Raw genomic sequence first — 26,131 nt, forward strand, 5'->3', positions numbered from 1 at the left:
GTCAGAGCGCCGTCGTGAAGGAGTCGACGAGACGGGTCTGCAGCCATACGACCACCGTCTCCCACAGACCTGTGACGAGCAGGATGCCGACGAGGAGCAGCATCGTGCCCCCGGCCAGCTGGATGCCGCGGCGGTGGCGGCGCAGCCAGTCGCCCGCGCGCCCGGCCCGCTCGTACAACGCGGCCATGAGCACGAAGGGCACTCCAAGGCCGAGGCAGTAGAGCCCGGCGAGCACGACGCCGCGGGTGATGGTGCCCGACTCGGCGCTCAGCGGCGTGGCCATCGCCATGATGGCGCCGAGGGTCGGCCCTTGGCACGGGCCCCAGCTGAGGCCGAAGACGACGCCGAGCAGCGGCGCCCCCGCGAGGCCGGCGCGCGGTCGCCAGCCGACCTTCGCGGTGAGGCCGGAGCCGAGGCCGCCGACGCCGAGGAAGATCAGCGCGGTGACGATGACGACAACGCCGCCGAGGCGCATGAGCAGGCTGCGGTGCTCGGCGAGGGCGAGCCCGAGCGAGCTGAAGGTCACCCCGACGAGGAGGTAGACGGCGGTGAAGCCCAGCACGAAGAGCAGCGCGCCGAGCACGAGCCGGCCGCGCGACCGCTGCCCGAGCGAGACGTCGGACAGGCCGGTGACGTAGCCGAGGAAGCCCGGCACGAGGGGCAGCACGCACGGCGAGGCGAACGAGACGAGACCGGCGGCGACGGCCACGACGGCCGCCACGAGCAGCGACCCGTTGACGAGCTCGGCGCCCACGACGGGTCAGGCCCCCTGCGACAGCACGTCGTCGACGAGCCCGACGAGCGTCGAGGTCGTGACCGGTCCGGAGACGCGGGCCGCGATGCGGGCCTGCGGGTCGAGCACGAGCGTGGTGGGGGTGGCCGCGGCCTTGCCCTGCAGGGAGAGGATCGGCACTCCCCCGTCGTAGGCGAGGGAGGGGTAGGTGACCCCGTTGGCCTCCTGGTAGGCGAGGCCGGTGGCGGCCCCCTCCAGCTTGTCGAGGCCGAGGAACGCGACCTTCTTGCGCTCCTTCTGCAGCCGCACCCAGGCGGCCTGGAGGTCGTCGGTCTCGTCGATGCACGGCGGGCACCACGAGCCCCACACGTTGACGACGAGCACCGCGCCCGCGACGTCGTCCATGCTCCACGGCTTGCCCTCGAGGGTGGTTCCGGTCAGTGACACCGGCTCGCCACGGCTCTCCGGAGCGAGCTGCTCGATCGAGCCGTCGCCCGCCACGTAGTTCTTGTCGTCGCCCGCCTTGGCCTGCTCGGCGACGGAGTTCGGGTCGCTGCTGCACGCCGCGAGCAGCCCGGCGCCGGCGGCGGCCAGGGTGGCCCCGCCCCAGCGCAGGACGGTGCGGCGGTCGGGCTGCGACATCAGGCGCCCACGCTCTTGCTCGCCCGGGCGAGCAGGGCCGCGGCCGGCTCGGAGTACGACACCGACTGCAGCTCGTCTCCGTCGTAGGTCAGGCTCGTCAGCGACGCGAGCGTGCACTCACGCTTGCGCGGGTCGTGCCAGAGGCGGCGGTTCTCGAGGCGGTTGCGGGCGGTCCACACCGGCAGCTGGTGCGAGACGATGACCGCCTCGTGGCCGGCGGCGGCCCGGCGGGCGTCGTCGACCGCCGCGAGCATGCGGGCCGCGATCTGGGTGTAGGGCTCACCCCACGACGGGCGCACGGGGTTGAGCAGGTGCCGCCAGTTGGCCGGTCGCAGGATGTCGCCCTTGGCGACCGTGCGGCCCTCGAAGACGTTCTCCGACTCGATGACCCGGGCGTCGGTGACGATCTCGACGTCGTGCGAGTCGGCGATGGGAGCCGCCGTCTGCTGCGCCCGCTCGAGGGGCGACGCGACGACGTGCACGATGTCGTTCGGGGCCAGGTGCCGCGCGACCGTCTCGGCCATCTCGCGGCCGAGGTCGGACAGGTGGTAGCCGTCGAGCCGGCCGTAGAGCACACCCTCCGGGTTGTACACCTCACCGTGGCGCATGAGGTGCACGACGGTGGTCGTCGGCGCCTCGCCCGGGGTGCTCTGGCTCATGCCCCCAGTGTCTCAAACCAACGCCGGTCGACCCAATCCACGACCGCCCTCCCAGCGCGCTCCCGGCGGGTCACCAGCGTGCCCGCGACGCGCTGTGGGCGGACTCACACGGACCCGCGCGACTCACCCGGACCCACCGGCCGTCTGGCGCTGCTCGAGCACGGCGAGGTCGCGCTCGGCGTAGAGCCGGTGGCACCACTCCTCGTTGAGCACGATGCGCAGGCACTGCGCGACCGGGTAGCTGCGCGCCTCGGGCCAGCCGGGGCCCTCGACCGGAGTCGTGTCGGCCGCGAGCTGCTCGGGCGTCAGGTCGGCGAGGTAGCGGGCGACGAGCTGCCGGCTGCGCTCGCGCACCTCGAGCGCCTCGTCGAGCGTGGGCCGCGCCTCACGGTCGCGCGGCACCCCCGGGGTGTCGGGCATCTGGTCCCACGGGAGGTCGAGCGGGTGCCACGGCGAGGGGTCGCCGAGGATGGCCCGACCGACCCACGAGTCACTCGCGAAGGCGAGGTGGCGCAGGGTCTCGACGAACGACCACTCGCCGTCGACCGACTCGTGCAGCGCCTCGGGGGGCAAGGCCCGGGCCCGCCGCATCGTGCCTTGCCACAGCCCGTCAAGCACCTCCCAGGCCTCGCGGTACCCGTCGGGGTCGTCGGGTCGCATCTTGGCCCGGAGCGGCTCGCGCCGGTCGAGCTCGGCCTCGACGAGCGGCGCGATGTCGACACCGTTGACGAAGACCCGCTCGACGTCACCCTCGATGGTCACGTCGTAGAGCTCGACGCCCTTCATCGTGACGCGGTGCAGGTCGGTGTTGTCGATGTAGGTGTCGCTGAGCGAGCACGACGTGAGCCGCGCACCGCCGAACTCCACCCAGTCGAAGTGCTTGCCCCGGAAGTCGGTCCCCTCGTAGTCCGCCATGGCGGGACGCTAGCGCCGACCACCGACAGCCGTCACCCCCTCGCGGATGCCGGCCGGCCGGCATCCATGTCAGGGCTCGGGTGGGCTCAGTCGGGCGTGCCGGCGGCGCGTGCCGCGGCGGGCAGCGCGTCGAGGACGTGCGACACGGCGGCGTCGTCGTGGCTGGCGGAGACGAACCACGACTCGAAGGCGCTCGGGGGCAGGTGCACGCCCTGGGCCAGCATCGAGTGGAAGAACCGGCGGAAGGCGGCGGAGTCCTGGTCGCGCGCGTCGTCGTAGTCGCGCACCTCGCCGTCGCGGAAGAAGACCGAGAACATCGATCCGGCCCACTGCACCGTGTGCGGCACCGAGGCGGCAGTGAGGGCCTCGGACGCGGCGCCGGCGATCGCGGTGGCGACCGTGTCGAGCCGCTCGTAGACGTCGGGGGTGCAGCCCTGCAGCGTGGCGAGCCCCGCCGCCGACGCGACCGGGTTACCCGAGAGGGTGCCTGCCTGGTACACCGGGCCCTGCGGAGCGAGCAGCGCCATGACGTCGGCCCGGCCACCGAAGGCCGCGGTCGGGAAGCCGCCGCCCATGACCTTGCCGAAGGTGAAGAGGTCGGGCGCCCCCGAGGGCGCCACGCCCTCGCGGCCGAGCCAGCCCGAGGCCGAGCAGCGGAAGCCGGTCATCACCTCGTCGGAGATGAGCAGCGCGCCGTGGGCGGCCGTGACGCGGCGCAGCCCCTCGGTGAACCCGGGGGCGGGCGGCACGACGCCCATGTTGCCCGCGGCCGCCTCGGTGATGACGGCCGCGATCTCGTGGCCGCGCTCGGCGAAAGCCGCCTCGAGGGCGCCGAGGTCGTTGTAGGGCAGCACGATCGTCTCGCCGGCGCTCGAGCGCGGCACGCCGGCGGAGTCGGGCAGGGCGAAGGTCGCGATGCCCGACCCGGCGGACGCGAGCAGCGCGTCGACGTGCCCGTGGTAGCAGCCGGCGAACTTCACGACGACGTCGCGGCCGGTGTACCCGCGGGCCAGGCGCAGCGCCGACATCGTCGCCTCGGTGCCGCTGTTGACGAGGCGCACCTGCTCGAGCGGTGCGACCCGCGAGACGATCTCCTCCGCGAGCTTCACCTCGTTCTCGGAGGGGGTGCCGAACGAGAACCCCTGTGCGGCAGCGTCCTTCACCGCCTCGAGCACCGACGGGTGCGCGTGGCCGAGGATCATCGGGCCCCACGAGCAGATGAGGTCGACGTACCGGTTGCCGTCGGCGTCGGTCAGCCACGGCCCCGTGGCGCTGGCGATGAAGCGGGGGGTTCCGCCGACGGCGCGGAACGCGCGCACCGGCGAGTTGACCCCGCCGGGGATGACGCGGCTCGCCCGGTCGAGCAGGGTGGCGGATGCCGTCGTGGTCTGGGTCGGCGCGGCCGTGGGCTCGGTGCTCATGGCCCCATCCTCGCAAACGCCCGCACCCCACCGGCATCCGCTCGGCGCCCGCTCAGCGCCCGCTCAGCCCGTCGGGGTCGAGGTGGTCACGGATGATGGCCATCGCGTCGCCGAGCGCCTGGAACTGCTCGGGCGTCATGATGTCGGTGAGGTGCTCGCGGACGCTCGCGACGTGGATGCGCGACATCTCGCGGATGGCGCGCAGCCCGGCGGCGGTGAGCACGAGCTCGACGCCGCGACGGTCGTCGAGGCAGGGCTCGCGGGTCACCCAGCCGCGCAGCTCGAGCCGCTTGGCGGTGTGGGTGAGGCGGCTGCGCGACTGCACGACCATGGCGGCGAGGTCGGACATCCGCAGCCGGTACGACGAGCTCTCGGAGAGCATCGAGATGATCTCGTACTCGCTGAGCTGGATGTCGTGGACATGGAGGGCCTGGTCGAGCGCCTGCTCGAGCAGGCGGGTCCCGCGCAGCACGGCGCGCCACGACGCCTGTTCACGCTCGTCGAGCCACCTGACGTCGTCCCCCGACGGTGCTTGCGTCACAGCGCACCTCCTTCGTACCGCATCGGATCCTAGTGGCGTGCGGGTCGCAGGCCCGACAGCCGCTCCGCGAGCTCGAGGGCGAAGTACGTCAGCACGACCGAGGCGCCCGCGCGGCGGATGCAGAGCACCGACTCCATCGCCGCGGCGTCACCGTCGATCCAGCCGCGCTCGGCGGCGGCGCGCACCATCGCGTACTCCCCCGACACCTGGTAGGCGGCGACGGGCACCGGCACCCGCGCGGCCGCCGCCGCGACGATGTCGAGGTAGGCGAGGGCGGGCTTGACCATGACGAGGTCGGCCCCCTGCTGGACGTCGAGGTCGATCTCGCGCAGCGCCTCGAGCCGGTTGGCGGGGTCCTGCTGGTACGTGCGGCGGTCGCCCTCCAGGCTCGACTGCACCGCCTCGCGGAAGGGGCCGTAGAACGCCGACGCGTACTTCGCGGCGTAGGCGAGCACGACGGTGTCGGTGAGGCCGGCCCCGTCGAGCGCGGTGCGGATCTCGCCGACCTGGCCGTCCATCATCCCGGAGGGGGCGACGACGTGGGCGCCGGCGCGGGCCTGCGCGACCGCCATGGCCGCGTAGATCTCGTTCGTCAGGTCGTTGTCGACCCGACCGCGGTCGTCGAGCACGCCGCAGTGGCCGTGGTCGGTGAACTCGTCGAGGCACGTGTCGGCCATGACGAGCAGGTCGTCGCCCACCGTCTCGCGCACGACGCCGAGCCCGACGTTGAGGATGCCGCCGGGGTCGGTCGCGCCGCTGCCGACGGCGTCCTTGTGCTGCGGGACGCCGAAGAGCATGAGGCCGCCGAGGCCGGCGTCACGCGCCTGCTCCGCCACCGTGCGCAGCGAGGCGAGCGAGTGCTGCGAGACCCCGGGCATGCTCGAGATCGGTCGCGGCGCGTCGAGGCCCTCGGCCACGAACACCGGAAGCACGAGGTCTCGCGGGTGCAGCCGGGTCTCGGCCACCATCTCTCGCACGACGGGGTTCTGGCGCAGCCTCCGGGGTCGCTCGATCACACCGGCCGCCTCAGCGGGCGCGGCGACGCGAGGCCGGCCGCTTGTCGCTCGGGCGCTGCACGGGCTGGCCCGACTCGGCCGCAGCGACCGCGATGCCGACGCCGTGGCCGGCCAGGGCGTCGACGAGGCTGAGGGCAGAGGCCTCGGGCGCGAGCACGTCGACCCGCAGGCCGTGCTCCTGCGCCGTCTTCGCCGTGGCCGGGCCGATGCAGGCGACGACCGTCGCCGGATGCGGCTTGCCGGCGATCCCGACGAGGTTGCGCACCGTCGAGCTCGAGGTGAAGACGACGGCGTCGTAGTCGCCGCCCTTGATGGCGTCGCGGATCTCGGCGGCCGGCGGCGCGGCCCGGACCGTGCGGTAGGCGGTGACGTCGTCGACCTCCCAGCCCATGTCGCGCAGGCCGGCGACGAGGGTCTCGGTGGCGATGTCGGCGCGCGGCAGCAGGACCCGGTTGATGGGGTCGAGCAGCTCGTCGAAGTCGGGCCACTCCTCGAGCAGACCGGCGGCCGACTGCTCCCCGCTCGGCACGAGGTCGGCGTTGATGCCCCACTCCCGCAGGGCCTCGGCGGTCACCCCACCGACGGCGGCGACCTTGAGCCCGGCGAAGGCGCGGGCGTCGAGCCCGAGCTCCTCGAAGCGCTCGCGCACCGCGCGCACGGCGTTGACCGACGTGAAGCCGATCCACTCGTAGCGACCCGTGACCAGACCCTTGACGGCCTTCTCCATCTGCTGCGGCGTGCGCGGCGGCTCGACGGAGATCGTGGGCACGACGTCGGCGGTGGCGCCGTAGCCGGCGAGCCGGTCGACCATCGTGCCGGCCTGGGCCTGGGTGCGCGGCACGAGCACCTTCCAGCCGAAGAGGGGCTTGGTCTCGAACCACGACAGCTCGTCGCGCAGGCCCACGGTGCTCGACACGACGGCCATGGCGAGGTCGTCGTCGTGTCCCTCGAGGGTGTCGTCGACGGCATCCAGGGTGACGACGTGGGAGGTCTGGCCCACGGTGGTGCCGTTGAAGGTGAGCGAGACGAGGGTGTCGGCGTCGCGACCGGCGGCCGCGAGAGCGCGCAGCCCGGTGCGGATGGCGGCGGTGCCACCGAGCACGACGACCGTGTCGTCACCGACGGCGTAGCGCGGCCACGAGACGCCGGGCAGGTCGGCGCTGACGATGTGCACCGCCGAGGTGCCCTTGGCGGTGAGCGGGATGCCGGCGTAGGTCGGCACCGCGCTCACGGCGCTGACACCGGGGACGACGTCGAAACTGAGCGAGGCGCGCCGGCAGGCGCGGACCTCCTCGACGAGACCGCCCCAGAGGCTGGGGTCGCCGTCCATGAGGCGCACGACGAGACCGCCCGGGCCGACGGCCTTGGCCGCCTTGACGAGCAGCTTGGCCCGCACCGCGTGGGTCAGCTCCTGGCCCTGCTCGCCGTGGCCGGCGTCGATGACCTCGACGTCGGGGCGGGCGTGGCGCAGCACGACGTCGTCGCGCGAGATGCGGTCGATGACGACGGCGTCGGCGGCGGCGAGCAGGTCACGGCCGCGCACGGTCATGAGCCCGGGGTCTCCGGGGCCGGCACCGACGAAGGCGACACGCGCCGGCGTCGTCGGCACCGTGGGGGTCGAGACCGTCTGCTCTGACGGCTGGCGAGAACGAGTCACGAGACATGCTCCGAACGGCTTGTGGCGGTGGTGGTGGTGCCCTCGATGTCGGCCGCGCCGTCGTCGAGGAGGATCTGGGCGAGCCGGGCGCCGAGCGCCTCAGGCTCTGTGTACGGCCCCACGAGGGAGCGGCGCAACTCGATGGTCCCGTCGTCGCTGCCGGCGAAGGCGCGCAGCGACAGCTCGAGCCCGTCGTCGCCCTCGACGACCTCGGCCAGCGCCCCGACGGGGGCGGTGCAGCCGGCCTCGAGCGCGCGCAGCAGCGCCCGCTCGGCGGTCACCGCGACGCGGGTGTCGGCGTCGTCGAGCGAGGCCACGGCGTCGAGCACGTCGGCGCGGTCGCTGCGGCACTCGACGGCGAGCGCACCCTGACCGGGAGCGGGCAGCACCTGGATGGGGTCGATGACCTCGGTGGCGTCACCGAGCCGGCCGAGACGGGACAGGCCCGCGCGGGCCAGCACGACGGCATCCAGCAGCCCCTCGGTGACGAAGCCGATGCGCGTGTCGACGTTGCCGCGGATGGGGCGGATCTCGAGACCGAGTCCGAGGGCGGCGAGCTGCGCGGCCCGTCGGGGCGAGCCGGTGCCGACGACCGAGCCCTGCGGCAGCTCGCCGAGGGTGAGGCCGTCTCGGGCGACGAGGACGTCGCGGCTGTCCTCGCGGACGGGCACCGCCGCGATGGTCAGGCCGGGCTCGGGCGCGGTCGGGAGGTCCTTGAGCGAGTGGACGGCGACGTCGATGCGCCCGTCGAGCAGCGCATGTCGGATGGCCGAGGCGAACACGCCGGTGCCGCCGATGGCCGTGAGGGCCTGGGCGGAGACGTCGCCCTCCGTCGTGATCTCGACGAGCTCGACCTCGTGCCCGGCGGCCTCCAGCTGGTCGGCGACCCACTGCGACTGCGTCGTGGCCAGGCGTGAGCGGCGCGTGCCGAGGCGGAGCGTGGTCATGCGCGGCCACCTCGCTTCGGCGGCGTCGACACGTTGGCGATGTCCTTGGGTTCGAGGTCGAAGAGCTCGCGCAGGGCCGCGGCATAGTCGGCGCCGCCCTCCTCCATGGCGAACTCCTTGACCCGCACGGTCGGGGTGTGGAGCAGCTTCTCGACGATGCGGTGCACCGCGAGGCCGACCTCCGAGCGGGTGGCGTCGTCGAGGTCGGGCAGCCGCTGGTCGAGGCGGGCCATCTCGGTGGCGACGAGGGCTGCGGCGCGGGCGCGCAGGGCCGCGACGGTCGGGCCGACCGACTTCTCGACGCGACGGGTCAGGTGGGCCGCGACCTCGCCGGTGACCATGTCGCGCACGCGCCGGAGCAGGGCGCCGTCGGTGCGCCCGTCGAGCAGCCGGCCGAGCTGCTGCAGGTCGATGACGGTGACGCCGTCGACGGGGGCTGGCCACGTGTCGGCGGGCGCGACGTCGCGGGGCAGGGCGAGGTCGACGAGCACCTGGGCGCGACCACCGCGGCGGCGCGAGCTCTCGAGCACGTCGAGGGCGGTGACGACGTGGCCGACGGCGCCGGTGCAGGAGATGACCAGGTCGCTCTCGGCGACGACGTCGACGAGCTCGGCCCAGGGTCGGGCCGTGGCGCCCGTCGTGGCGGCGAGACGCTGGGCCCGCTCCGGCGTTCGGCCCACGACGGTGAGCGAGCCGGCACCGGCCCGGCGGGCGGTCGCGGCCGACAGCCCGCTCATGCCGCCGGCGCCGACGACGGCGACGCGCAGGCCCGACAGCGGGCCGAGGGTGCGGGCCGCCTCCTCGAGCGCCATCTGCACGAGCGAGACGCTGTGCTGGTCGATCTCGGTCTCGGAGTGGGCGCGCTTGCCGACCCGGAGGGCCTGCTGGAAGAGGGAGTTCAGCGACTCGCCCGCCTGGCCGGCCGCCTGCGCCGAGGCGAGGGCCTCGCGCATCTGGCCGAGGATCTGGGCCTCACCGACCGCCATCGAGTCGAGCCCGCAGGCGACGGTGAAGGCGTGGGCGACGGCGCTGTCGTCGAAGCGCACGTAGAGGTGCTCGGCCAGCCCGGCGGCGGTGGCCGCGAGCTCGTCGCGCGGGTCGCCCGGGGTGGCGGGCGCGACCCGCGGGTCGAGCGCCGGGCCGGGCGCCGTCGACCCGGCCGCGACGGCGAGGGCCTCGCCGATGGCGGCCACGGCGGGGTGGAAGGCGGGGGCCTCGGCGTAGACCTCGAGGCGGTTGCACGTCGTGAGCACGACGACCTCGGTGGCCGTGGCGGAGCCGATCACGTCGGTCGCGATCTCGCGGGCGCGTTCGGCACGCTGCGCGAGGTTCTCGAGCACCGTGAGGGGGGCCGTGTGGTGCGACAGGCCGATGACGAGCAGGCTCACCGGGCCACCGCCCCGTCGAGGTCGCCGGCCGCGAGCGACTTGCGCTGCGCGTGGAAGGCGAGGATCTGCAGCTCGGTCGAGAGGTCGACGCGGCGCACGTCGACGCCGTCGGGCACCGACAGCACCGAGGGCGCGAAGTTGAGGATCGAGGTGATGCCGGCCTCGACGAGCGCGTCGCAGACCACCTGCGCCGCCGAGGCGGGGGTGGCGATGACGCCGATGGCGATCGGCTCGGCGGCGTGCGCCTCACGCAGGCCCGACAGCGGGCGGATCGGCACGCCGAGGACGACCTCGCCCTCGACGGCGGGGTCGTCGTCGAAGAGGCCGACGATGCGGAAGCCCTTCGTGACGAAGCCGGAGTACGACGACAGGGCCCGGCCGAGGTTGCCCATGCCGACGATGGCGACGGGCCAGTCGGTGCTGAGGCCGAGGGCTCGCGAGATCTCGAGGGCCAGCATCTCCACCTCGTACCCCACGCCGCGCACGCCGTACGAGCCGAGGTGGCTGAGGTCCTTGCGCAGCTGCGAGCTGCGCACGCCTACGGCGCTGGCCAGCTCTTCGGAGCTCACGGAGAGCACGCCGTCCTCAGCGAGGCGGGAGAGCGTCCGGAGGTATCCGGGGAGCCGCGCGACGGTCGCGTCGGGGATCTCTCGACGCAGTGCAGGGTCGGCGGACACGCTTGCTCACCGGCTCCTCTCGCTGGGACGTCCGGGGCGGACGCGGAGGGCTTGGGACCTGTTCAGGCTAGACGTTTGTGAAGGCATGCACAAAGTCGAGGAGCTGCGTATACCACGCCCCGGACGGTGCCCGGGACACACCCCCGGGGGTGTGGGCTCAGGCGAGCGCGCGGCGCAGACGCTGCTCGTCGACGCGCCAGAAGTCGTGGCGGCGGCCGTCGACGAAAGTCACCGGCACCTGGTCGCCGTACGTCGCGCGCAGCTCGGGGTCGTCGTCGACGGACCGCTCGGCCCAGGCCACCCCGAGGTCGGCGGTCACCCGCTCGACGACCGCGCGGGCCTCGTCGCACAGGTGGCAGCCCTCGCGGCCGAGCAGGACGACCCGCACGCCGTCGGACGCCGGTCGGCGGGCCATCAGAAGAACACCGACGTGCGCTGCATGAGCAGGCTGTAGAGCGTCTGCTGGATCGTCTCGCGCACCTGGTCGGTGAGGTCGAAAACGAGCATCGGGTCGTCGGCGGCCTCGGGCCCGAAGCTCGTCGTCTCGATCGGCGGGCCGAACTCGATGAGCCACTTGCTCGGTAGGGGCACGAGCCCGAGCGGCCCGAGCAGCGGCCAGGTCGGGGTCACCGGGGCGTAGGGCACCCCGAGCAGCCGCGCCACCGCGGGCAGGTCGCCGAGGATGGGGTAGATCTCCTCGGCCCCGACGATGCTGACCGGCACGATGGGCACCCCGGAACGCAGCGCCGCCGAGACGAACCCGCCGCGGCCGAACCGCTGCAGCTTGTACCGCTCGGTGAACGGCTTGCCGGTGCCCTTGAACCCCTCGGGCCACACGCCGACGAGCTGCCCGCCGGAGAGCAGGCGCTCGGCGTCGGTGTTGGCCGCGAGCGTCGTGCCGGAGCGGCGGGCCATCGTGCCGAGGAACGGCAGCCGGAAAATGAGGTCGGCCCCGAGCATGCGCAGGTGCCGGTGTCCGGGGTGCTCGTCGAAGACCGCGACCTGCGTCATGAGCGAGTCGAGCGCGACCGTGCCCGAGTGGTTCCCGACGAGCAGGGCGCCACCCTCCGCCGGGACGTTCTCGATGCCCCGCACCTCGACCCGGAACCACGACCGGTAGAGCGGGCGCAGCAGCGGCAGGTGGACGTTGACGGTGTAGTCCTCGTCGAAGCCGAACTCGTCGACGGTGTAGTCGCCGGTGAGCCGGCCGCGCAGGTACGCCAGTGACTCGGCCACCTGGCGCTCGGCCTCGTCGGCCGGCAGCCCGGCCGCTGTCGCCGCGCTGCGCAGCACGTCGACCGCGAGCTGCACGAGCTCGGCGGGCCCGGGGCTCGCCTCGGAGACGAGGTCGGCGCCCTCGAGCACGGAGCCGAGCAGGCGCCCGGCCCTCGCCTGCACCGAGGCCACGAGCGAACCGCCGTCGGATGCCGGGGAGCCGGCGACGCCGTCGACGCGACCCGCCGCGGCGGTCGGGCTCGCGGACGCGGCGGCGGTGGTCGGGCCGGCGCCGGACGCGGTCGCCGGGCGGGGCGGGCGCGCGGGCCGTGGCCGGGGGTCGCGGGTCGGTCGGGGCCGTGGCCGGCGGACGGGGGCGTCGGGGACCGCGTCGCCCGTCGGCACGGCGCGCAGGCGTCGGGCCCGGCGGCTGATGTCGGCGGCGGTAGGGGTCGGAGCGTCGTCGGGAGCGACCGGGTCCGCGGCGCTCCCGCCCGTGTCGAGGGTCGCGTCGGGTGCCGTGTCGGAGGTGGGGTCCGGGTCGCGGCGGGGCACGTCCGCACCCGTCGGGCCGACCGGCATCCGCTCGGGCGCGGTCTCGACCGGGCGCTCCGTCTGCGCGACGGGAGGCAGCACGTGCGTCTCGACGTCGGGGATCGGCGGGGTGGCGTCGGCGGCACGACGGCGGGGCGCACTGGCGTCCACCGTCGAGCCCTCGATGAGGGGGGTGCCGGTGCGGCGGCGTCGCTCGCCGGTGGCGCGCGCGGCCCCGCTGGCGAAGGAGCCGGCGCGACGCGGCGGGCGAGCCTGCGATGCCGGGCGACTCGCCTCGGGCGCGGTGGCGGCGGCTGCCGTGGTCGTCGCCTTCTTCGCCGTGGCCTTCTCCGTCGTGGCCTTCTTGGCCGCAGGCTTCTCGGACGTCGCCTTCTTCGCCGTGACCTTCCTGGCCGTCGACGTCGTGGCCTTCTTCGCCGTGGTCTTCTTCGCGGACGCGGCCTTGCGGCTGGCGGGCGGGGTCACGACTGGATCCGCTCGAAGACGCGACCGAGGGCCGCCGCGGTGCCGCCGGCGGCCTCGGTGACGACTCCGCCGACGGCGTCGACGCCGGGCACGACCGGGCGCAGACCCCGGGCGAAGTCGAGGAAGGTCTCACGCGTCGTCCAGCGGGGCTCGAAGCCGAGCACCTCCCGCATCCGGTGGGTGTCGAGGCCACGACCGAAGGCGAGGAAGCTCACCTGGTCGGCGGAGAAGTCGGCGAGACCGCTGCGCTTGACCATCGTCCCGATGAGGCCGGCGGCCGACATCGGCACCGGCAGGATCGGCCGCCGCACGAGGGCGGCGCACTGGTTGACGGTGAGGAAGCCGTCGCCCGCGACGTTGACGATGCCGACGGACGGCCCGGTCGTGGCCAGCATCACCGCGGCGATCGAGTCCTCCTCGTGCACGAACTGGAAGCGGGCGTCGAAGCCGGCAGGCACCGGCACGACCGGCAGGGCGAAGTAGTCGGTGATGGCGGTGCGGATGTTCGGGCCGATGATGTTGGCGAAGCGCAGCATCGTGATCTCGACGTCGGGGCGTCGGCGCGAGAAGCCGCGGACGTAGCCCTCGACCTCCACGGAGTCCTTGCCGAAGCCGGTGCGCGGCATCGACTTCGGGTTCATGTCCTCGCTGAACATGGCCGGGTCGCGCGGCGAGCTGCCGTAGACCGCGGCCGACGACTTGACGACGAGACGCTGAACGGACTCCGACTTCTGGCACGCCGCGAGCAGCTGCATCGTGCCGATGACGTTGATCTCCTTCTGCGTCCCGCGGCCCCCGGTGTCCCTGGGGGTGGCGATGACGTTGAGGTGCACGACCGTGTCGACGCCCGACTGCGCCATGATGCGCCCGATCATCGGGTTGCGGATGTCGGCCCGTACGAAGTCGGCCCGCCCGATGGAGTGCCTCGGAGGTACGACGTCGACGCCGAGGATGCGCTCGATCGATGGGTCGAGACTGAGGCGGCGGGCGAAGAGGCCGCCCAGGTGGCGCGACACGCCGGTGACCAGAACGACCTTGGCCATCGTGTCTCCGTCCCTCGCCCTGACCCCGCCTCGCTCTCGTGCGGGCCCGCACCGGAAGCCTACCCACGGCGGACACGGAACGACCCCCGGCCGGTGCGGACGGGGGTCGTGCGGTGCGACCGTTCAGCGGGCGGGGCCCGCGACGGTCACTTCTTGTTGCGGCGCTGGTGGCGCGTCTTGCGGAGCAGCTTGCGGTGCTTCTTCTTCGCCATCCGCTTGCGGCGCTTCTTGATGACAGAGCCCATGGTGTCCTCGATCAGTTGACGGGTTGGTGCCGACCTTCGCCGACGCCCCGCCTAACGGAGGGCGAGCGTGATGAGCCGAACTGAGGTGCCACCCTAGCGCGTCGCCCGCGTCGGACCCAAAGCGGGCCGCGCCATGCGGAGGGCGCCCGCCCGGACGCAGCGGGGCGACCGGCCGCTACGGCCGATCGCCCCGCTGCGCGTGCGGTTCGCTCACGCCGTGTCGATGTACGAGGTCTGGAGGTAGGTGTGCACCGCGTCCTCCGGAACCCGGAACGACCGGCCGACCCGTACGGCAGGCAGGTCGCCCCCGTGGACGAGGCGGTAGACGGTCATCTTCGACACACGCATGATCGAGGCGACCTCGGCGACGGTGAGAAACCGCACCTCGGCGAGCTTGCGCTCATTCGGCATTCGTGACCCCGATCTGTGTACGACACCCCCGCGTCGCCGGCTTCCCCTCCGGCGAAACGTCACGCGGGCGCAGAAGGCAACATTAGGGGCAGTTGTGACGTGGGGGAAGGCTGTGAGAACGCTCCGGGCCCGAAAGGCAACCCGACACGCCGGACGCTCGGCGATTTCTTGCCCGAATAGTCCGACGTGTCGGATTACCCTGTTCGAGAGAGGTCCTACGGGGTGAGCCGGTGGAGGTCGCGCGGGAAGAGCGTGACCTCGCGGACGTTCTCGACGCGGGTGAGCCGGGCCACCCACCGCTCGAGCCCGATCGCAAAACCGCCGTGGGGCGGCATCCCGTGGGCGAAGGCGTCGAGGTAGCCCGCGAGCAGCGCCGGGTCGGTCCCCGTGCGCTCGAGCGCGGCCGCGTAGTCGGACGGCCGGTGCAGGCGCTGGCCGCCCGTCGTCAGCTCGAGACCCCGGAAGAGCAGGTCGAAGCTGTTGCTCCACTGCGGGTCGTCGGGCTGCGGGTGTGTGTAGAACGGCCGCTTGCCCATCGGGTAGCCCTCGACGGCGAGGAAGTCGGAGCCGTGCTCGGCGAGCGCCCACTCCCCCAGCGCCCGCTCGTGGGCCGGGCTGAGGTCGGGCTCGTCGGGGTCGGCGCCGACGATCGCCAGGGCCTCGCTGAAGTGCACGACCGGCAGCTGCTCGGGCACGACGGGCAGGTCGACCTCGAGCAGGCGCACCGCGTCGGCGGCGTCGCGCCGGACCGCCTCGACCATGCCGGCGAGCACCTCGCGCAGGACGGCGAGGACGTCGCGGTGGTCGCGCACGAAGCCGAGCTCGGCGTCGAGCGAGGTGTACTGGGCGAGGTGACGCACGGTGTCGTGCGGTTCGGCGCGGAACACCGGCCCGACCTCGAAGACGCGCTCGAAGACCCCGACGAGCATCTGCTTGTAGAGCTGCGGGCTCTGGGCGAGGTAGGCGGTGCGACCGAAGTAGTCGACCGTGAAGACGTTCGCCCCCGACTCCGTCGCGGTGCCGACGAGCTTCGGCGTGGCGATCTCGGTGAAGTCGAGCGCGCCCAGGGCAGAACGGAACCCGGCCGTCGAGGCGCTGGCCAGCTGCCAGGCCGCCCGGTGTCGAGGATGCCGCAGGGTGACCGCCGCGTGGTCGAGGTGCGTCGGCAGACCCGCCCCGAAGGTGGGTCGCCACAGCTCGACCGGCGGCGGCGTCGCCGGCTCGGTCAGGGCCTCGAACGTCGGCTCGACGAGCTCGGCGCCCCCGGGGGCGGCCGGGTCGAGACGCACCGTGCCGGTGACCTCGACGACCGTCTCCTCCGGGAGTCCGGCGAGGGCGGCGAGCGCCTCCGGCTCGCGCACGACGACCTGGGCCAGGCCAGTGCGGTCGCGCACGACGACGAACGTCAGCCGCGCCAGGGCCCGCCGGCGGTGCACCCAGCCGGCGATGCGGGCGAGGCTCCCCTCGGGCAGGCCGGCGAGGTCGCGGGCGAGGGTGCGCGGCGGTCGTGCGCCGGGCGGGGCTGGTCGAGCGGGATGCTGCTGGTGCTGATGGGTGTGCATGTCCGTCACCTCCGTGGGGTCGAGCCCCGGAGGTGTGGGCGATGGGGAGAGTCGCTGTGCCACCACACCTTCGCCGCCGCGAGTCGCGATCGGCCTCTGGTCGTGCTCGGCTCAGGATCGTCAGGCCCGTCGTCGCCGTGCCGACACTGTAGGCCCCCGGCCCGCCACCGCCGCAACCCGATTCGACCGACCGGCCGAGCGCGACGAGATACCTCGAACCGGATGCCGGCCGAGCGGGTCCGTCAGTCGAAGTGGACGTCGAGCCCCAGCAGCGGGAAGACGGCGCTGCGGGTGGCCATGACGGCGCGGTCGACCTCGTTGGCCGGGTCGTAGCCCATGTCCCACGAGCGCCACCACAGCGGGCCGTCCTCCGTGGTGAGGTCGCCCATGCGCCCCGGACCGGGGCGGCCGGTGACGTGCTCGACGTACTCGCTCCACTCCGCGGGCACGGGCACCGAGACGGCGACCGGCTGGTGCGCGGCGATGGCCGTCAGGTGGGTCCACGTGCGCGGCACGACGTCGACGACCTCGTAGCCGCCCCCGCCGAGAGCGACCCAGCGGCCGCCGCACACCTCGTGGGCGAGCCGGTGCATGGCGTCGGCCGCGGCCCGCTGGGCGTCGACCGTCACGGCGAAGTGGGCGAGCGGGTCCTCGGCGTGGGTGTCGCACCCGTGCTGGGTGACGAGGACGTCGGGGGCGAAGGCCCGCACGACGGGGCCGGCCACGGCGTGCACCGCCCGCAGCCACCCGGCATCCGAGACCCCCGGCGGCAGCGAGACGTTGACGACGCTGCCCTCGGCGTCGGGGCCGCCGACGTCGGTGGGCCAGCCGGTGCCCGGGAAGAGCACCCGGCCCGACTCGTGGACCGAGACGGTGAGCACGCGCGGGTCGTCCCAGAAGATCTTCTCGACGCCGTCGCCGTGGTGGACGTCGACGTCGACGTACGCGACGCGCTTCGCCCCGTTGTCGAGCAGCCACCGGATGCCGACGGCCGCGTCGTTGTAGACGCAGAACCCGCTCGCGGCGTCGGCCATGGCGTGGTGCAGGCCGCCGCAGAAGTTGACCGCGTGCTCGGCCTCCCCGCGCCAGACCGCCTGGCAGCTCTCGAGGGTGCCGGTGACGACGCGGGCGCTGGCCTCGTGCATGCCGGCGAAGGCGGGGTCGTCCTCGGTGCCGAGGCCGTAGCGGGGCTCGGCCCGGGAGGGGTCGGCCGAGGCGGCCCGCACCGCCGCGATGTAGTCGGGGTCGTGCACGGTGGCCAGCTGGGCGTCCGTCGCCGGCTCGGCTCCCGTCACCTCCACCCCGTCGGCCGCGAACACCCCGAGCGCGTCGCAGAGACGGGCCGTGAGGTCGAGGCGGATCGGTGCCATCGGGTGGTGGGGCCCGAAGTCGTACCGGGTGAAGGACTGGTCCCAGACGACTCGGGCCTGACTTGGCATGATGATGACGCTATCGCGTCACACCAGCCTCGACCCCACCCACGACCTCACCCACGACCTCACCCACGACCTCCAGGAGCGACCCATGGCCCGCAACCGGCTCTTCGACGACGACGTGCTCGTCATCGGGCTCGGTCGCTTCGGCGCCGCGGTCGCGCTCGAGCTGACCAAGCTCGGTCACCGGGTCGTCGCGGTCGAGCGCGACAACGCGATCGCCGAGAGCTACGTCAACAAGGTGGCCAAGGTCGTGCACGCCGACATGGCCCAGTCGACGGCTCTCGACATGATCCGCAGCGCCGAGCCGAAGATCGCCATCGTCGGCATCGGCTCCTCGGTCGAGTCGTCGGTGCTGGCGGCGGCCAACCTCGTCGACGCCGAGGTCCCCTCGATCTGGGCCAAGGCGCTCACGCCCGAGCACAAGCGCATCCTCACCCGCATCGGGGTGCACCACGTCATCTCCCCCGAGGCCGACTCCGGCCGGCGCGTGGCCCACCTCGTCAACGGCAAGATGCTCGACTACATCGAGTTCGACGACGGGTTCGCCATCGTCAAGCTCAAGCCGCCGAGCGAGGCCATCGGCTTCACGCTGGAGCAGAGCCAGATCCGCCGCAAGTACGGCGTGACCGTCGTCGGGGTCAAGGCGCCCGGCGAGGACTTCACCTACGCCGTACCGGCGACGAAGATCTCGCAGCACCACATGCTCATCGTCAGCGGCCCCGTCGAGCTCATCGAACGGTTCGCCGCCCGGCCCTGACCGGGCGCGGGGCTGTCGGGGGCTGTCGGGAACCGCGGGCCCGCCCCTCAGAAGCGCGGGTGCGGGCCGACGTCCTGGCCGAGCGGGAGGACCATGGCGAGCTCCTCCTCGCCGTCCTCCTCGCTGACGACGCCCATCGGGCGGCGGTAGTCGGTGGGCAGGAAGCCCATGCCGCTCGCGAAGGCGACGGCGCGGCCGTTCTCGGTGCCGACCCAGTAGACGACGTGGCTGCGGCCGCTGTCACGGGCGTGCTGCGCGGCCTCCTTGACGAGGCGGGTGGCGACGCCGGACCCACGGGTCGAGGGCCGCACCCAGAGCCCGAAGATCTCCGCGACCTCGGCGGACTCGTCCGACCCGTCAGAGGGGGCCGCGTCAGCGGCGTCAGCGGCGTCGTTCGCGTCGTCCGCGTCGGGGTTCGTCGGCGTCGTCTTGGCAGACCCGATGCTCAGCACCCCGACGGCCTCGTCACCGCGCTCGGCGACGAGCCGCTCCGAACGGGTCATGCGGTCGCGCCAGAGGTCGTCGTCGAACGCCTCCTCCTCGCCCGCGGTCGCCGCGAAGGCCTCGGGTGACTCGCGCAGGGCCGCCAGCCGGACGGCCTTGTACTCCTGCCAGTCGTCCTCGCCGAGACGGCGCACGGTGATGTCGCTCATGGGTAAACCTTGGCATGCGGTCGGTTCGGACGCACCCGCGGCCCGAGGGGTGTCACCGGATCGTCGCCGGGACGTCACCGTCCCCTCGCCGACACCGCCCAGACGCCGCCGCTCAGGCCGTGCCGGACGCCAGCTGCCGCGACCGGGCCGCTGCCGCCTCGATGGCCGTGACGAAGGCCGCCCGCACCTTGTGGTCGTCGAGCTGACGCAGCGCCGCGACCGTCGTGCCGCCCGGCGAGCTCACCTGCTCGCGCAGCACCGTCGGGTGCTCGCGGGTCTCCTTGAGCATCGTCGCGGCGCCGTAGAGCGTCTGCACGACGAGCTCGGTCGAGGTGGCGCGCGGCAGGCCGAGCACGACGCCCGCCTCGATCATCGCCTCGACGACGTAGAAGACGTAGGCCGGGCCGCTGCCGCTGATCGCGGTGACGGCGTCGAGATGCTTCTCGGCCAGGCGCACGACCCGGCCGCACGAGCTGAGCAGCTGCTCGGCCTCGGCCAGGTGGTCGTCGGTGCAGTGGCTGCCGGGGGCGATGGCGGCCATCCCCTGGTCGACGAGCGCGGGCGTGTTCGGCATGACGCGCACGACCGAGGTCCCCTCGGGCAGCCGCGACTCGACGAAGGCCGTCGTGATGCCGGCCGCGAGCGACACGACGACGGCGTCGGGGCCGACGTGGTCGCGGACCTCGTCGAGCAGCCCCTCCATGTCCTGCGGCTTGACGCACAGCACCACGGTCTGGGCCGCGGCGGCCGCCTCGGCGTTGCCGAGCGAACGCACGCCGTGGCGCTCGACGAGCTCGGCCACCCGCTGGGGGTTGCGTCCGGTGACGACGATGTCACCGGCATCCCGCCCCGACCGCAGCAGTCCCGAGAGCAGCGTCTCGCCCATGACCCCGGCGCCGAGGATCGCGGTGACCGTCACGGCTCAGCCCTTGGTCGCGACGCCGCGCAGGAAGAACATGACGTTGGCCGGGCGCTCCGCCATGCGGCGCATGAGGTAGCCGTACCACTCCTGGCCGTAGGGGATGTACACGCGCAGCTGGTCACCGCGGTCGGCGATGCGCTTCTGCTCGTCGGGCCGGATGCCGTAGAGCATCTGGTACTCGAACGAGCGGGGGTCGCGCCCGGCCTGGCCAGCGAGCGCCCCGGCGATCTCGATGAGGCGGGGGTCGTGGGAGGCGACCATCGGGTAGCCCTCGCCCTGCATGAGCACCTTGAGGCAGCGGACGTAGCTCTTGTCGACCTCGGCGCCCGACTGGAAGGCGACCGACTCCGGCTCCTTGTAGGCGCCCTTGCACAGCCGCACGCGCGACCCGGCGTACGCGAGGTCGCGGCAGTCGGCCTCGGTGCGGTGCAGGTACGACTGCAGGACGGCCCCGACGAACGGGAAGTCGGCGCGCAGCTCGCGCAGCGCCTCCAGCGTGCGGTCGGTCGTCGTGTGGTCCTCCATGTCGAGGGTCACCGTCGTGCCGGCATCCTTCGCGAGGGTGCAGATCTCGCGGGCGTGGTCGAGGGCGACGGCGTTGCCGTCGCCGGGCAGCGCCTGCCCGAGCGCGCTCAGCTTGAGCGACACCTCGACGGTGCCGCCCTCGGTGAGGCCCTGGTCGCGCAGCGCGGTGAGCAGGCCCACGTAGGCGTCGCGGGTGTGCCGCGCCTGGGCGAGGTCGAGGGTGTCCTCGCCGAGGTAGTCGATGGTCGACAGGCGCCCGGAGGCGGAGATCTCGGCCGCAGCGCCCACGACGTCGGCGCGCTCGGCGCCGGGCACGAACCGCCGGACGACCGCCCGCGACACGGGGGCCTTCTCGACGACGTCTCGGATGCGTTCCTGCTTGCTCAGCTGCAGGAGCGAGTTGCGCAGCAGGTCGCTGGCGTCCACGGGGTCCTCCGTCGGTCTCGGGGTGCTCGCTCGAATCTACCTCCGTCGGCGGGCGGCTCAGGACGTGGGACACAATGGCGCCCATGCGCCTGCCAGCGGAGCCCGGCCTCGACGAGCTCGGCGACGGTATCGGCGCCGCGGCCACCGTGCTGCGGGCCAACGCGGGGGCCGCCGGCCTCGACGCCCCGGTGCCGACCTGCCCCGGCTGGACCGTGCGCGACCTCGTCGCCCACGTCGGCGTCGTGCACCGCTACGCCACCCGCGTCGTCTCGGGCGGGCGTCCCGACGTGACCGAGGCGCCCGCCGCCGCGGACGACGACCTGCTCGGCTGGTTCGACGACGGCGCCACGGCCCTGCTGCAGGCGCTCGCCGACGCCCCCGACGACCTCGACGCGCCGGTGTTCCTCGAGAACGCGCCCGCCCCGCGCCGGTACTGGGTGCGCCGCCAGTGTCACGAGACGTCGGTGCACGCCGTCGACGCCCTCGCCGCGCGCCTCGGCCGGGCGCCCCGCCCGGAGGAGACGTGGCTGCGGCCCGCTCTCGCCCTCGACGGGGTCGACGAGCTGCTGCGTGGCTTCGTGCCCCGTCCGACGTCGACGACGGTGCAGGTCCCCCGGCCCACGACCGTGCTCGTGCGGCCGATCGCCGCGGCTCCGTCGAGAGACGACCAGACGGGTCGGACGCCGGTGCGCTGGGTCGTGCGGGCCCGCCAGGACGCGCCCACCGACGTCGAGGTGCAGACGGCCGACGACGCGGCCTGGTGCGAGGACGTCGTGGCCGACCACGTGCTCGAGGCTCCTGCCGTCGAGCTGTACCTGCGCCTCTGGGGTCGGGCGACGCCCGTCGGGGCCGACGCGGCGGACGGGCCCGACGGCGCCGCGCGCTGGTGGACCGAGCACGTCGAGGTGCGGCCGTGAGCGGTTTCGGGCGCGCGGCCCAGGCGGCCGTGTACCGCGCCGGCGTCACCGGTCGCCGGCCGCTCGTGCCCACCGACGGGCACCGGCTCGAGGCGGCGGCCCGTCCGCACCTCTCGCGCCGGGCCCGCGCCTACGTCGACGGCTCGGCCGGCGCTGAGGCCACCGCCCGCGCCAACCTCGCCGCCTTCGACCGCCACCGCGTCGTCCCGCGCGTGCTCGCCGGCCACGGCGGCGCAGACACGTCCGTCGAGCTGTTCGGGCGCCGGCATCCGAGCCCGTTGCTCACGGCCCCGATGGGGGTGCTGTCGCTGGCCCACCGCGACGCCGACGTCGGGCTGGCCCGCGGGGCCGCCGCGCAGGGCGTCACCCACGTCATCAGCACGCAGGCGTCGGTGCCGATGGAGCAGATCGTGGCCCGTGCCCCGTCGGACGCCGGCCACTGGTACCAACTGTACTGGAGCCGCGACGAGGACCTCGCCGAGAGCCTCGTCCGGCGCGCGGAGGCGTGCGGCAGCGAGGCGGTCGTCGTCACCCTCGACACCGGCCACCTTGCGTGGCGGCCACGCGACCTCGACCTCGGGCACCTGCCGTTCGCGCGGGGCGAGGGCATCGCCCAGTACACGTCCGACCCGGTGTTCCGACGGCTCGTGCAGCAGCGGATGGCGGCGGCCGGCCGGGACACCGGCGGCGACGCCGGCAGCGACGGGCGGACCCGCCCGACACCGGCCGCCGTCGCCGCGCTCGTGTCGATGAGCCGGCGGCACCCGGGGGCGACCGCGGCGAACCTGCGCTCGCCGGAGCCCCGGGCCGCGGTGCAGACCTTCCTCGACGTCTTCTCGCGACCCGACCTCTCGTGGGCCGACCTCCCCCGGCTGCGACGCATGACGAGCCTGCCGGTCGTCGTCAAGGGGGTGCTGCACCCCGACGACGCCCGCCGGGCGGTCGACCTCGGCGTCGACGGCATACAGGTGTCGAACCACGGCGGGCGGCAGGTCGACCGGTCGGTCGCGGCGCTCGACGCGCTGCCCGCGGTCGTGGCGGCGGTACGCGCGGCGGGTTCGCAGGTGCCCGTGCTCTTCGACAGCGGGATCCGTTGCGGCGCCGACGTGTTCGTCGCCCTCTGCCTCGGCGCCACGGCCGTCGCGGTCGGGCGACCGCTGTTCCACGGCCTCGCCATCGCGGGCGCCGACGGCGTGTCCGAGGTGCTGCGCAACCTGCGGGCCGAGCTCGACCTCATGATGTCCCTCACCGGCTGCGCGAGCCCGGCCGACCTCACCCCCGACCGCCTGAGCAGGAGTGGCGATGACCACTGACGACCGCGCGAGCGGACCCACCCCGGCCCCGACGGCCGACGTCACCGAGCTCGCCGACCTGCGGGTCGTCGTCGACCGCATCGAGGGTCGCTCGGTGTGCGGGCTGTCGGTCGGCGACCACCTCACGGTGACGCGGTCGAGCCAGCTGCGCCTGCCCGAGGGCGGCCACTTCTGCATGTACGCCCTCGCAGCGCTGCTGCCGCTGCTGCCGGCCAAGCAGCGCGCCCTCGCGGACGGCGACTGGCTGGCCCGCGACTGCGAGGTGGCCTGCCCCGACCCGCAGGAACGGCTCGTCATGCGCATCGAGGCCGGACCCGTGCACCGCCTCGCCACGGACGAGCTGACGTGACGCGCGCCCGCGAGGTGACGGTCGCCCTGCAGACCGACAAGGGCCCGGCCGAGTACGCCACCCTGGCCCGGGCCGCCGAGCAGCTCGGGTTCGACGGCGTCAGCGTCTTCAGCGACCTCGGCTACCAGTCGCCCGCGCTGGCCCTCGCCACCATCGCCGCCGCCACCAGCCGGGTGCGCATCGGCGCGGCCTGCCAGAACCCGCTGCTCACGCACCCCGTCGAGATCGCCGCGCAGGCCGCCGCCCTCGCCCTCGCCAGCGACGGCCGCGCCTACGTCGGGCTCGCCCGCGGCGCGTGGCTCGACGGGCTGGGGATCGACACGAGCCGCCCCCTCGCGCGTCTCGCCGACACCGCGGAGATCGTCACGCGGCTGCTGTCGGGCGACGACTCCGGCTACGAGGGCACGGTGCTGGGCCTGCCCGCCGGGACGCGGCTGCGGGTGCCCCTGCCCACGGAGCCACCGCCCCTGCTCGTCGGCACGTGGGGCCGGCGGACGGCCGCGTGGGCCTCGACCTGCGCCGACGAGGTGAAGATCGGCGGCACCGCGAACCCTGACATGGTGGCCCTCATGGCCGGCTGGCTCGACGGCACCCCGACGCGCGTCGTCGCCGGCGCCGTCACCGTCTGCGACCGCGACCGGGGGGTGGCGCGGGCCCTCGCCCGGGCCGAGGTCGCCCTCTACCTCGACGTCGTCGCCGGGCTCGACCCCACCGTCGAGGTGCCCGCCGACGTGCGCTCACGCATCGCCGAGGCGGTGCGCGCCGGCGACGCCGAGACGGCCGGGCGCGCGGTGCCCGACGACCTGCTCGACCGGTTCGCCTTCAGCGGCACGCCCGCCGACATCGCGGTCCAGGTCGAGGCCCTGTTCGACGCCGGGGCCCACCGGGTCGAGCTGGGCACCCCCCACGGGGTCTCGGCGCTCGACGGCATCCGGCTGCTCGGTGAGCAGATGCTGCCGCGGGTGACCCGGTGACCGGGCCCACGCCGGACCACGACCGCCCGGCCGCCCCCGACGTGGCCGACGTGGCCGACCGCTACATCGTGGCCCTTGCCCGTACCGACGTCGCGGCCGCCGACCTCGCCCGCCGGGAGGGCATCGTGGTCGGGGACGAGACGTCGCCGGTCCTGCCCGCGCTCTCGCCGGACGCCTTCGACGACCGCTCCGACGCGGCCCGGGCCGCGCTCGCGGCGCTGGCCGCCCTGCCTCGCAGGGGTGACGACGACACCTTGGCCCTCGTGCTGCGCGAGCGGCTGCAGGCCGAGGTCGACCTCGTCGACGGCGGTTTCACCGAGAGCCTGCTCGCCCCGCTGGCGACGCCGGTCGACGCGGTGCGGGCCACCTTCGACCAGCTGCCGACGGAGACCGACGACGACTGGCGCCACGTCGCCGACGCGCTGCGGCGGGTCGGTGGTGCCCACGACGACTACGTCGACACCCTGCTGCGCTCGGCCGGCCGCGGTCACGTCGTCTCGCGCCGACAGGTGTCCGGGGTCGCCGCGCGCTGCCGCCGCTGGGTCGACGACGGGTTCTACGCATCGCTGGCCGGGCGGGCACCCGCGGCCCTGCGCCCGGTCGTGACGGAGGCCGCCGACGCCGCCGCCCGAGCCACCTCGCGCCTCGCGGACGACCTCGAGCAGCGCCTCCTGCCGCTGGCCGGCGGGTCGGATGCCGTGGGGCGCGAGCGGTACGAGCTGACCGCCCGCGCCTTCCTCGGCACCACGGTCGACCTGGATGAGACGTACGCGTGGGGCTGGTCCGAGCTCGACCGCATCGCCGCCGAGGCGGAGCAGGTCGCGGCGCAGGTCGGACCCGGCGGGTTCGCCTCTGTCGCAGCGCGGCTCGACTCCGACCCAGCCACCCGGATGGACACCGGCGAGCAGATCGAACGGTGGCTGCGCGAGCGCATGGCCGGGGTCGCCGAGACGCTCGACGGGCGGCTGCTCGACCTCCCGCCGCACCCCCTGCGGCTGCCGGAGTGCCGCATGTCGACCGCGGCCTCGGGCGTCATGTACTACGCCGAGCCCGACCCCGGCCTGACCCGGCCCGGGCGGGTCTGGTGGACCGTCGACCCCGCCGTCGGGGCGCGCACCTGGCGCGAGGCGACGACCGCCCACCACGAGGGGGTGCCGGGCCACCACACCCAGATCGTCACCGCCATGACCGCGCCCGGCCTGCACCCCTGGCAGCGGCACCTGTGCCACGTGCACGGGCACGCCGAGGGCTGGGCGCACTGGGCCGAGGCGTGGTGCGCCGAGGTGGGGCTGCTCGACGAGCCCGCCGAGCGGCTGGGCATGCTCGTCGGCCAGGCGTGGCGGGCCTCCCGTATCGTCATCGACATGGGCCTGCACCTGGGCCTGCCGATCCCGGCCGACCGACGCCACCGCACGGGTCTCGCCGCCGGCGCGGCCCTGGGCGACGCGACCGCGTGGTCGTACGACGTGGCCGTCGAGTTCCTCACCGCCGTCACGGGGCTCGGACCGCAGATGGCCCGCTTCGAGGTCGACCGCTACCTCGGCTGGCCGGCGCAGGCCCTCGCCTTCCGGGTGGGGGCCCGCGAGGTCGAGTCGGTGCGCCGCCTCGCCCGTCACGAGGCCGGCGGGGCGTGGGACGAGCGCCGCTTCCTCACCGCACTGCTGCGGCTCGGGCCGATGGGCCTCGGGCCGCTGCGCGAGCTCGGCTCCCGCCTCGCGAGGGAGCAGGCGGCCGGCTGAGCGCCGGTCGCGCCCGAACGGGGCGCGC

The 26,131-nt window shown here is 74.2% G+C and carries 27 protein-coding genes; 6 read left to right on the forward strand and 21 right to left on the reverse strand.

Translation table 11 applies throughout. The features are described 5' to 3' along the window. Position 1 precedes the first annotated feature (1 nt). The 18 genes from DFJ68_RS11790 to DFJ68_RS11875 all read right to left on the reverse strand — a co-directional run bounded on the left by DFJ68_RS11790 (position 2) and on the right by DFJ68_RS11875 (position 17,531). Positions 2-754 (reverse strand): cytochrome c biogenesis CcdA family protein, encoded by a 753-nt coding sequence (locus tag DFJ68_RS11790; protein WP_121033435.1) that lies wholly within the window; start codon positions 752-754, stop codon positions 2-4. A gap of 6 nt (positions 755-760) precedes the next feature. Next, positions 761-1,375 (reverse strand): TlpA family protein disulfide reductase, encoded by a 615-nt coding sequence (locus DFJ68_RS11795; RefSeq protein WP_121033438.1) that lies wholly within the window; start codon positions 1,373-1,375, stop codon positions 761-763. Further along, on the reverse strand, positions 1,375-2,034 hold the full coding sequence (locus DFJ68_RS11800) for a histidine phosphatase family protein (protein WP_121033440.1): 660 nt from the start codon (positions 2,032-2,034) through the stop codon (positions 1,375-1,377). The genes DFJ68_RS11795 and DFJ68_RS11800 overlap by 1 nt, the downstream gene beginning before the upstream one ends. 123 nt (positions 2,035-2,157) lie before the next feature. Further along, a complete protein-coding gene (locus DFJ68_RS11805; protein ID WP_121033442.1) occupies positions 2,158-2,949 on the reverse strand; it encodes a DinB family protein in 792 nt (263 codons plus the stop codon). Between the two features lie 86 nt (positions 2,950-3,035). Beyond that, positions 3,036-4,370: a glutamate-1-semialdehyde 2,1-aminomutase gene (hemL, locus tag DFJ68_RS11810; protein ID WP_121033444.1), complete on the reverse strand. Its 1,335-nt coding sequence runs from the start codon at positions 4,368-4,370 to the stop codon at positions 3,036-3,038. A gap of 52 nt (positions 4,371-4,422) precedes the next feature. Continuing rightward, the gene (locus DFJ68_RS11815) at positions 4,423-4,911 is read right to left on the reverse strand and encodes a MarR family winged helix-turn-helix transcriptional regulator (RefSeq protein ID WP_121033446.1); all 489 of its coding nucleotides are present in this window, start codon (positions 4,909-4,911) and stop codon (positions 4,423-4,425) included. Between the two features lie 29 nt (positions 4,912-4,940). Further along, positions 4,941-5,927: a porphobilinogen synthase gene (gene hemB / locus DFJ68_RS11820; protein ID WP_121033448.1), complete on the reverse strand. Its 987-nt coding sequence runs from the start codon at positions 5,925-5,927 to the stop codon at positions 4,941-4,943. A 10-nt stretch (positions 5,928-5,937) separates the two neighbouring features. Further along, the gene (locus DFJ68_RS11825) at positions 5,938-7,584 is read right to left on the reverse strand and encodes a bifunctional uroporphyrinogen-III C-methyltransferase/uroporphyrinogen-III synthase (RefSeq protein ID WP_121033450.1); all 1,647 of its coding nucleotides are present in this window, start codon (positions 7,582-7,584) and stop codon (positions 5,938-5,940) included. Further along, positions 7,581-8,531, reverse strand: a complete 951-nt coding sequence (gene hemC / locus DFJ68_RS11830; protein ID WP_121033452.1) for a hydroxymethylbilane synthase — start codon at positions 8,529-8,531, stop codon at positions 7,581-7,583. Before hemC ends, DFJ68_RS11825 begins: the two co-directional genes overlap by 4 nt. After that, entirely contained in the window at positions 8,528-9,919 is a 1,392-nt protein-coding gene (hemA, locus tag DFJ68_RS11835; protein ID WP_121033454.1) for a glutamyl-tRNA reductase, read from the reverse strand. The genes hemC and hemA overlap by 4 nt, the downstream gene beginning before the upstream one ends. Beyond that, entirely contained in the window at positions 9,916-10,596 is a 681-nt protein-coding gene (locus DFJ68_RS11840) for a redox-sensing transcriptional repressor Rex (RefSeq protein ID WP_121033456.1), read from the reverse strand. The genes hemA and DFJ68_RS11840 overlap by 4 nt, the downstream gene beginning before the upstream one ends. Before the next feature lie 157 nt (positions 10,597-10,753). Next, complete coding sequence (locus DFJ68_RS11845; protein WP_121033459.1) at positions 10,754-11,011, reverse strand: glutaredoxin family protein; 258 nt, start codon at positions 11,009-11,011, stop codon at positions 10,754-10,756. Continuing rightward, the gene (locus DFJ68_RS11850; RefSeq protein WP_245963609.1) at positions 11,011-12,831 is read right to left on the reverse strand and encodes a lysophospholipid acyltransferase family protein; all 1,821 of its coding nucleotides are present in this window, start codon (positions 12,829-12,831) and stop codon (positions 11,011-11,013) included. The genes DFJ68_RS11845 and DFJ68_RS11850 overlap by 1 nt, the downstream gene beginning before the upstream one ends. After that, the gene (locus DFJ68_RS11855) at positions 12,828-13,874 is read right to left on the reverse strand and encodes an NAD-dependent epimerase/dehydratase family protein (RefSeq protein WP_121033461.1); all 1,047 of its coding nucleotides are present in this window, start codon (positions 13,872-13,874) and stop codon (positions 12,828-12,830) included. Before DFJ68_RS11855 ends, DFJ68_RS11850 begins: the two co-directional genes overlap by 4 nt. Before the next feature lie 146 nt (positions 13,875-14,020). Further along, positions 14,021-14,119, reverse strand: coding sequence for a 30S ribosomal protein bS22 (locus DFJ68_RS11860; RefSeq protein ID WP_003792170.1), 99 nt, complete (start codon positions 14,117-14,119; stop codon positions 14,021-14,023). 210 nt (positions 14,120-14,329) lie between these two features. Beyond that, a complete protein-coding gene (locus DFJ68_RS11865) occupies positions 14,330-14,530 on the reverse strand; it encodes a helix-turn-helix domain-containing protein (RefSeq protein ID WP_121033463.1) in 201 nt (66 codons plus the stop codon). Positions 14,531-14,745: 215 nt separating this feature from the next. Then, positions 14,746-16,092 (reverse strand): aspartate--tRNA(Asn) ligase, encoded by a 1,347-nt coding sequence (aspS, locus tag DFJ68_RS11870; protein WP_121033465.1) that lies wholly within the window; start codon positions 16,090-16,092, stop codon positions 14,746-14,748. 242 nt (positions 16,093-16,334) lie between these two features. Next, on the reverse strand, positions 16,335-17,531 hold the full coding sequence (locus DFJ68_RS11875; protein WP_121033467.1) for an acetoin utilization protein AcuC: 1,197 nt from the start codon (positions 17,529-17,531) through the stop codon (positions 16,335-16,337). Positions 17,532-17,616: 85 nt separating this feature from the next. On the opposite strand from DFJ68_RS11875, the gene DFJ68_RS11880 reads away from it, so the two are divergent. Continuing rightward, positions 17,617-18,285 (forward strand): potassium channel family protein, encoded by a 669-nt coding sequence (locus DFJ68_RS11880; RefSeq protein ID WP_121035321.1) that lies wholly within the window; start codon positions 17,617-17,619, stop codon positions 18,283-18,285. 47 nt (positions 18,286-18,332) lie between these two features. On the opposite strand, the gene DFJ68_RS11885 is transcribed toward DFJ68_RS11880, so the two are convergent. From DFJ68_RS11885 to DFJ68_RS11895, 3 genes are all read right to left on the reverse strand, one after another. Continuing rightward, a complete protein-coding gene (locus DFJ68_RS11885) occupies positions 18,333-18,938 on the reverse strand; it encodes a GNAT family N-acetyltransferase (protein WP_121033469.1) in 606 nt (201 codons plus the stop codon). 112 nt (positions 18,939-19,050) lie between these two features. Next, complete coding sequence (proC, locus tag DFJ68_RS11890; protein WP_121033471.1) at positions 19,051-19,857, reverse strand: pyrroline-5-carboxylate reductase; 807 nt, start codon at positions 19,855-19,857, stop codon at positions 19,051-19,053. A 3-nt stretch (positions 19,858-19,860) separates the two neighbouring features. Continuing rightward, positions 19,861-20,811, reverse strand: coding sequence for a proline dehydrogenase family protein (locus DFJ68_RS11895; protein WP_121033473.1), 951 nt, complete (start codon positions 20,809-20,811; stop codon positions 19,861-19,863). Between the two features lie 83 nt (positions 20,812-20,894). Between DFJ68_RS11895 and DFJ68_RS11900 the strand changes: the two genes are divergently transcribed. Genes DFJ68_RS11900 through DFJ68_RS11920 form a run of 5 tightly spaced genes read left to right on the forward strand, consistent with a single transcriptional unit; the run spans position 20,895 to position 26,103 of the window. After that, a complete protein-coding gene (locus DFJ68_RS11900) occupies positions 20,895-21,728 on the forward strand; it encodes a maleylpyruvate isomerase N-terminal domain-containing protein (protein ID WP_170165756.1) in 834 nt (277 codons plus the stop codon). Then, positions 21,725-23,041 carry an alpha-hydroxy-acid oxidizing protein gene (locus tag DFJ68_RS11905; protein WP_121033477.1) on the forward strand — a complete coding sequence of 439 codons (1,317 nt, stop codon included), beginning with the start codon at positions 21,725-21,727 and terminating at the stop codon, positions 23,039-23,041. The genes DFJ68_RS11900 and DFJ68_RS11905 overlap by 4 nt, the downstream gene beginning before the upstream one ends. After that, a complete protein-coding gene (locus DFJ68_RS11910; protein WP_121033479.1) occupies positions 23,031-23,390 on the forward strand; it encodes a TIGR04076 family protein in 360 nt (119 codons plus the stop codon). The genes DFJ68_RS11905 and DFJ68_RS11910 overlap by 11 nt, the downstream gene beginning before the upstream one ends. After that, positions 23,387-24,364, forward strand: coding sequence for an LLM class flavin-dependent oxidoreductase (locus DFJ68_RS11915; protein WP_121033480.1), 978 nt, complete (start codon positions 23,387-23,389; stop codon positions 24,362-24,364). The genes DFJ68_RS11910 and DFJ68_RS11915 overlap by 4 nt, the downstream gene beginning before the upstream one ends. Next, a complete protein-coding gene (locus tag DFJ68_RS11920; protein ID WP_245963610.1) occupies positions 24,361-26,103 on the forward strand; it encodes a DUF885 domain-containing protein in 1,743 nt (580 codons plus the stop codon). Before DFJ68_RS11915 ends, DFJ68_RS11920 begins: the two co-directional genes overlap by 4 nt. The last annotated feature ends 28 nt before the right edge of the window (positions 26,104-26,131 follow it).

Origin of the sequence: Terracoccus luteus, from assembly GCF_003635045.1 — a bacterium.
Classification (GTDB): Bacteria; Actinomycetota; Actinomycetes; order Actinomycetales; family Dermatophilaceae; genus Terracoccus; species Terracoccus luteus.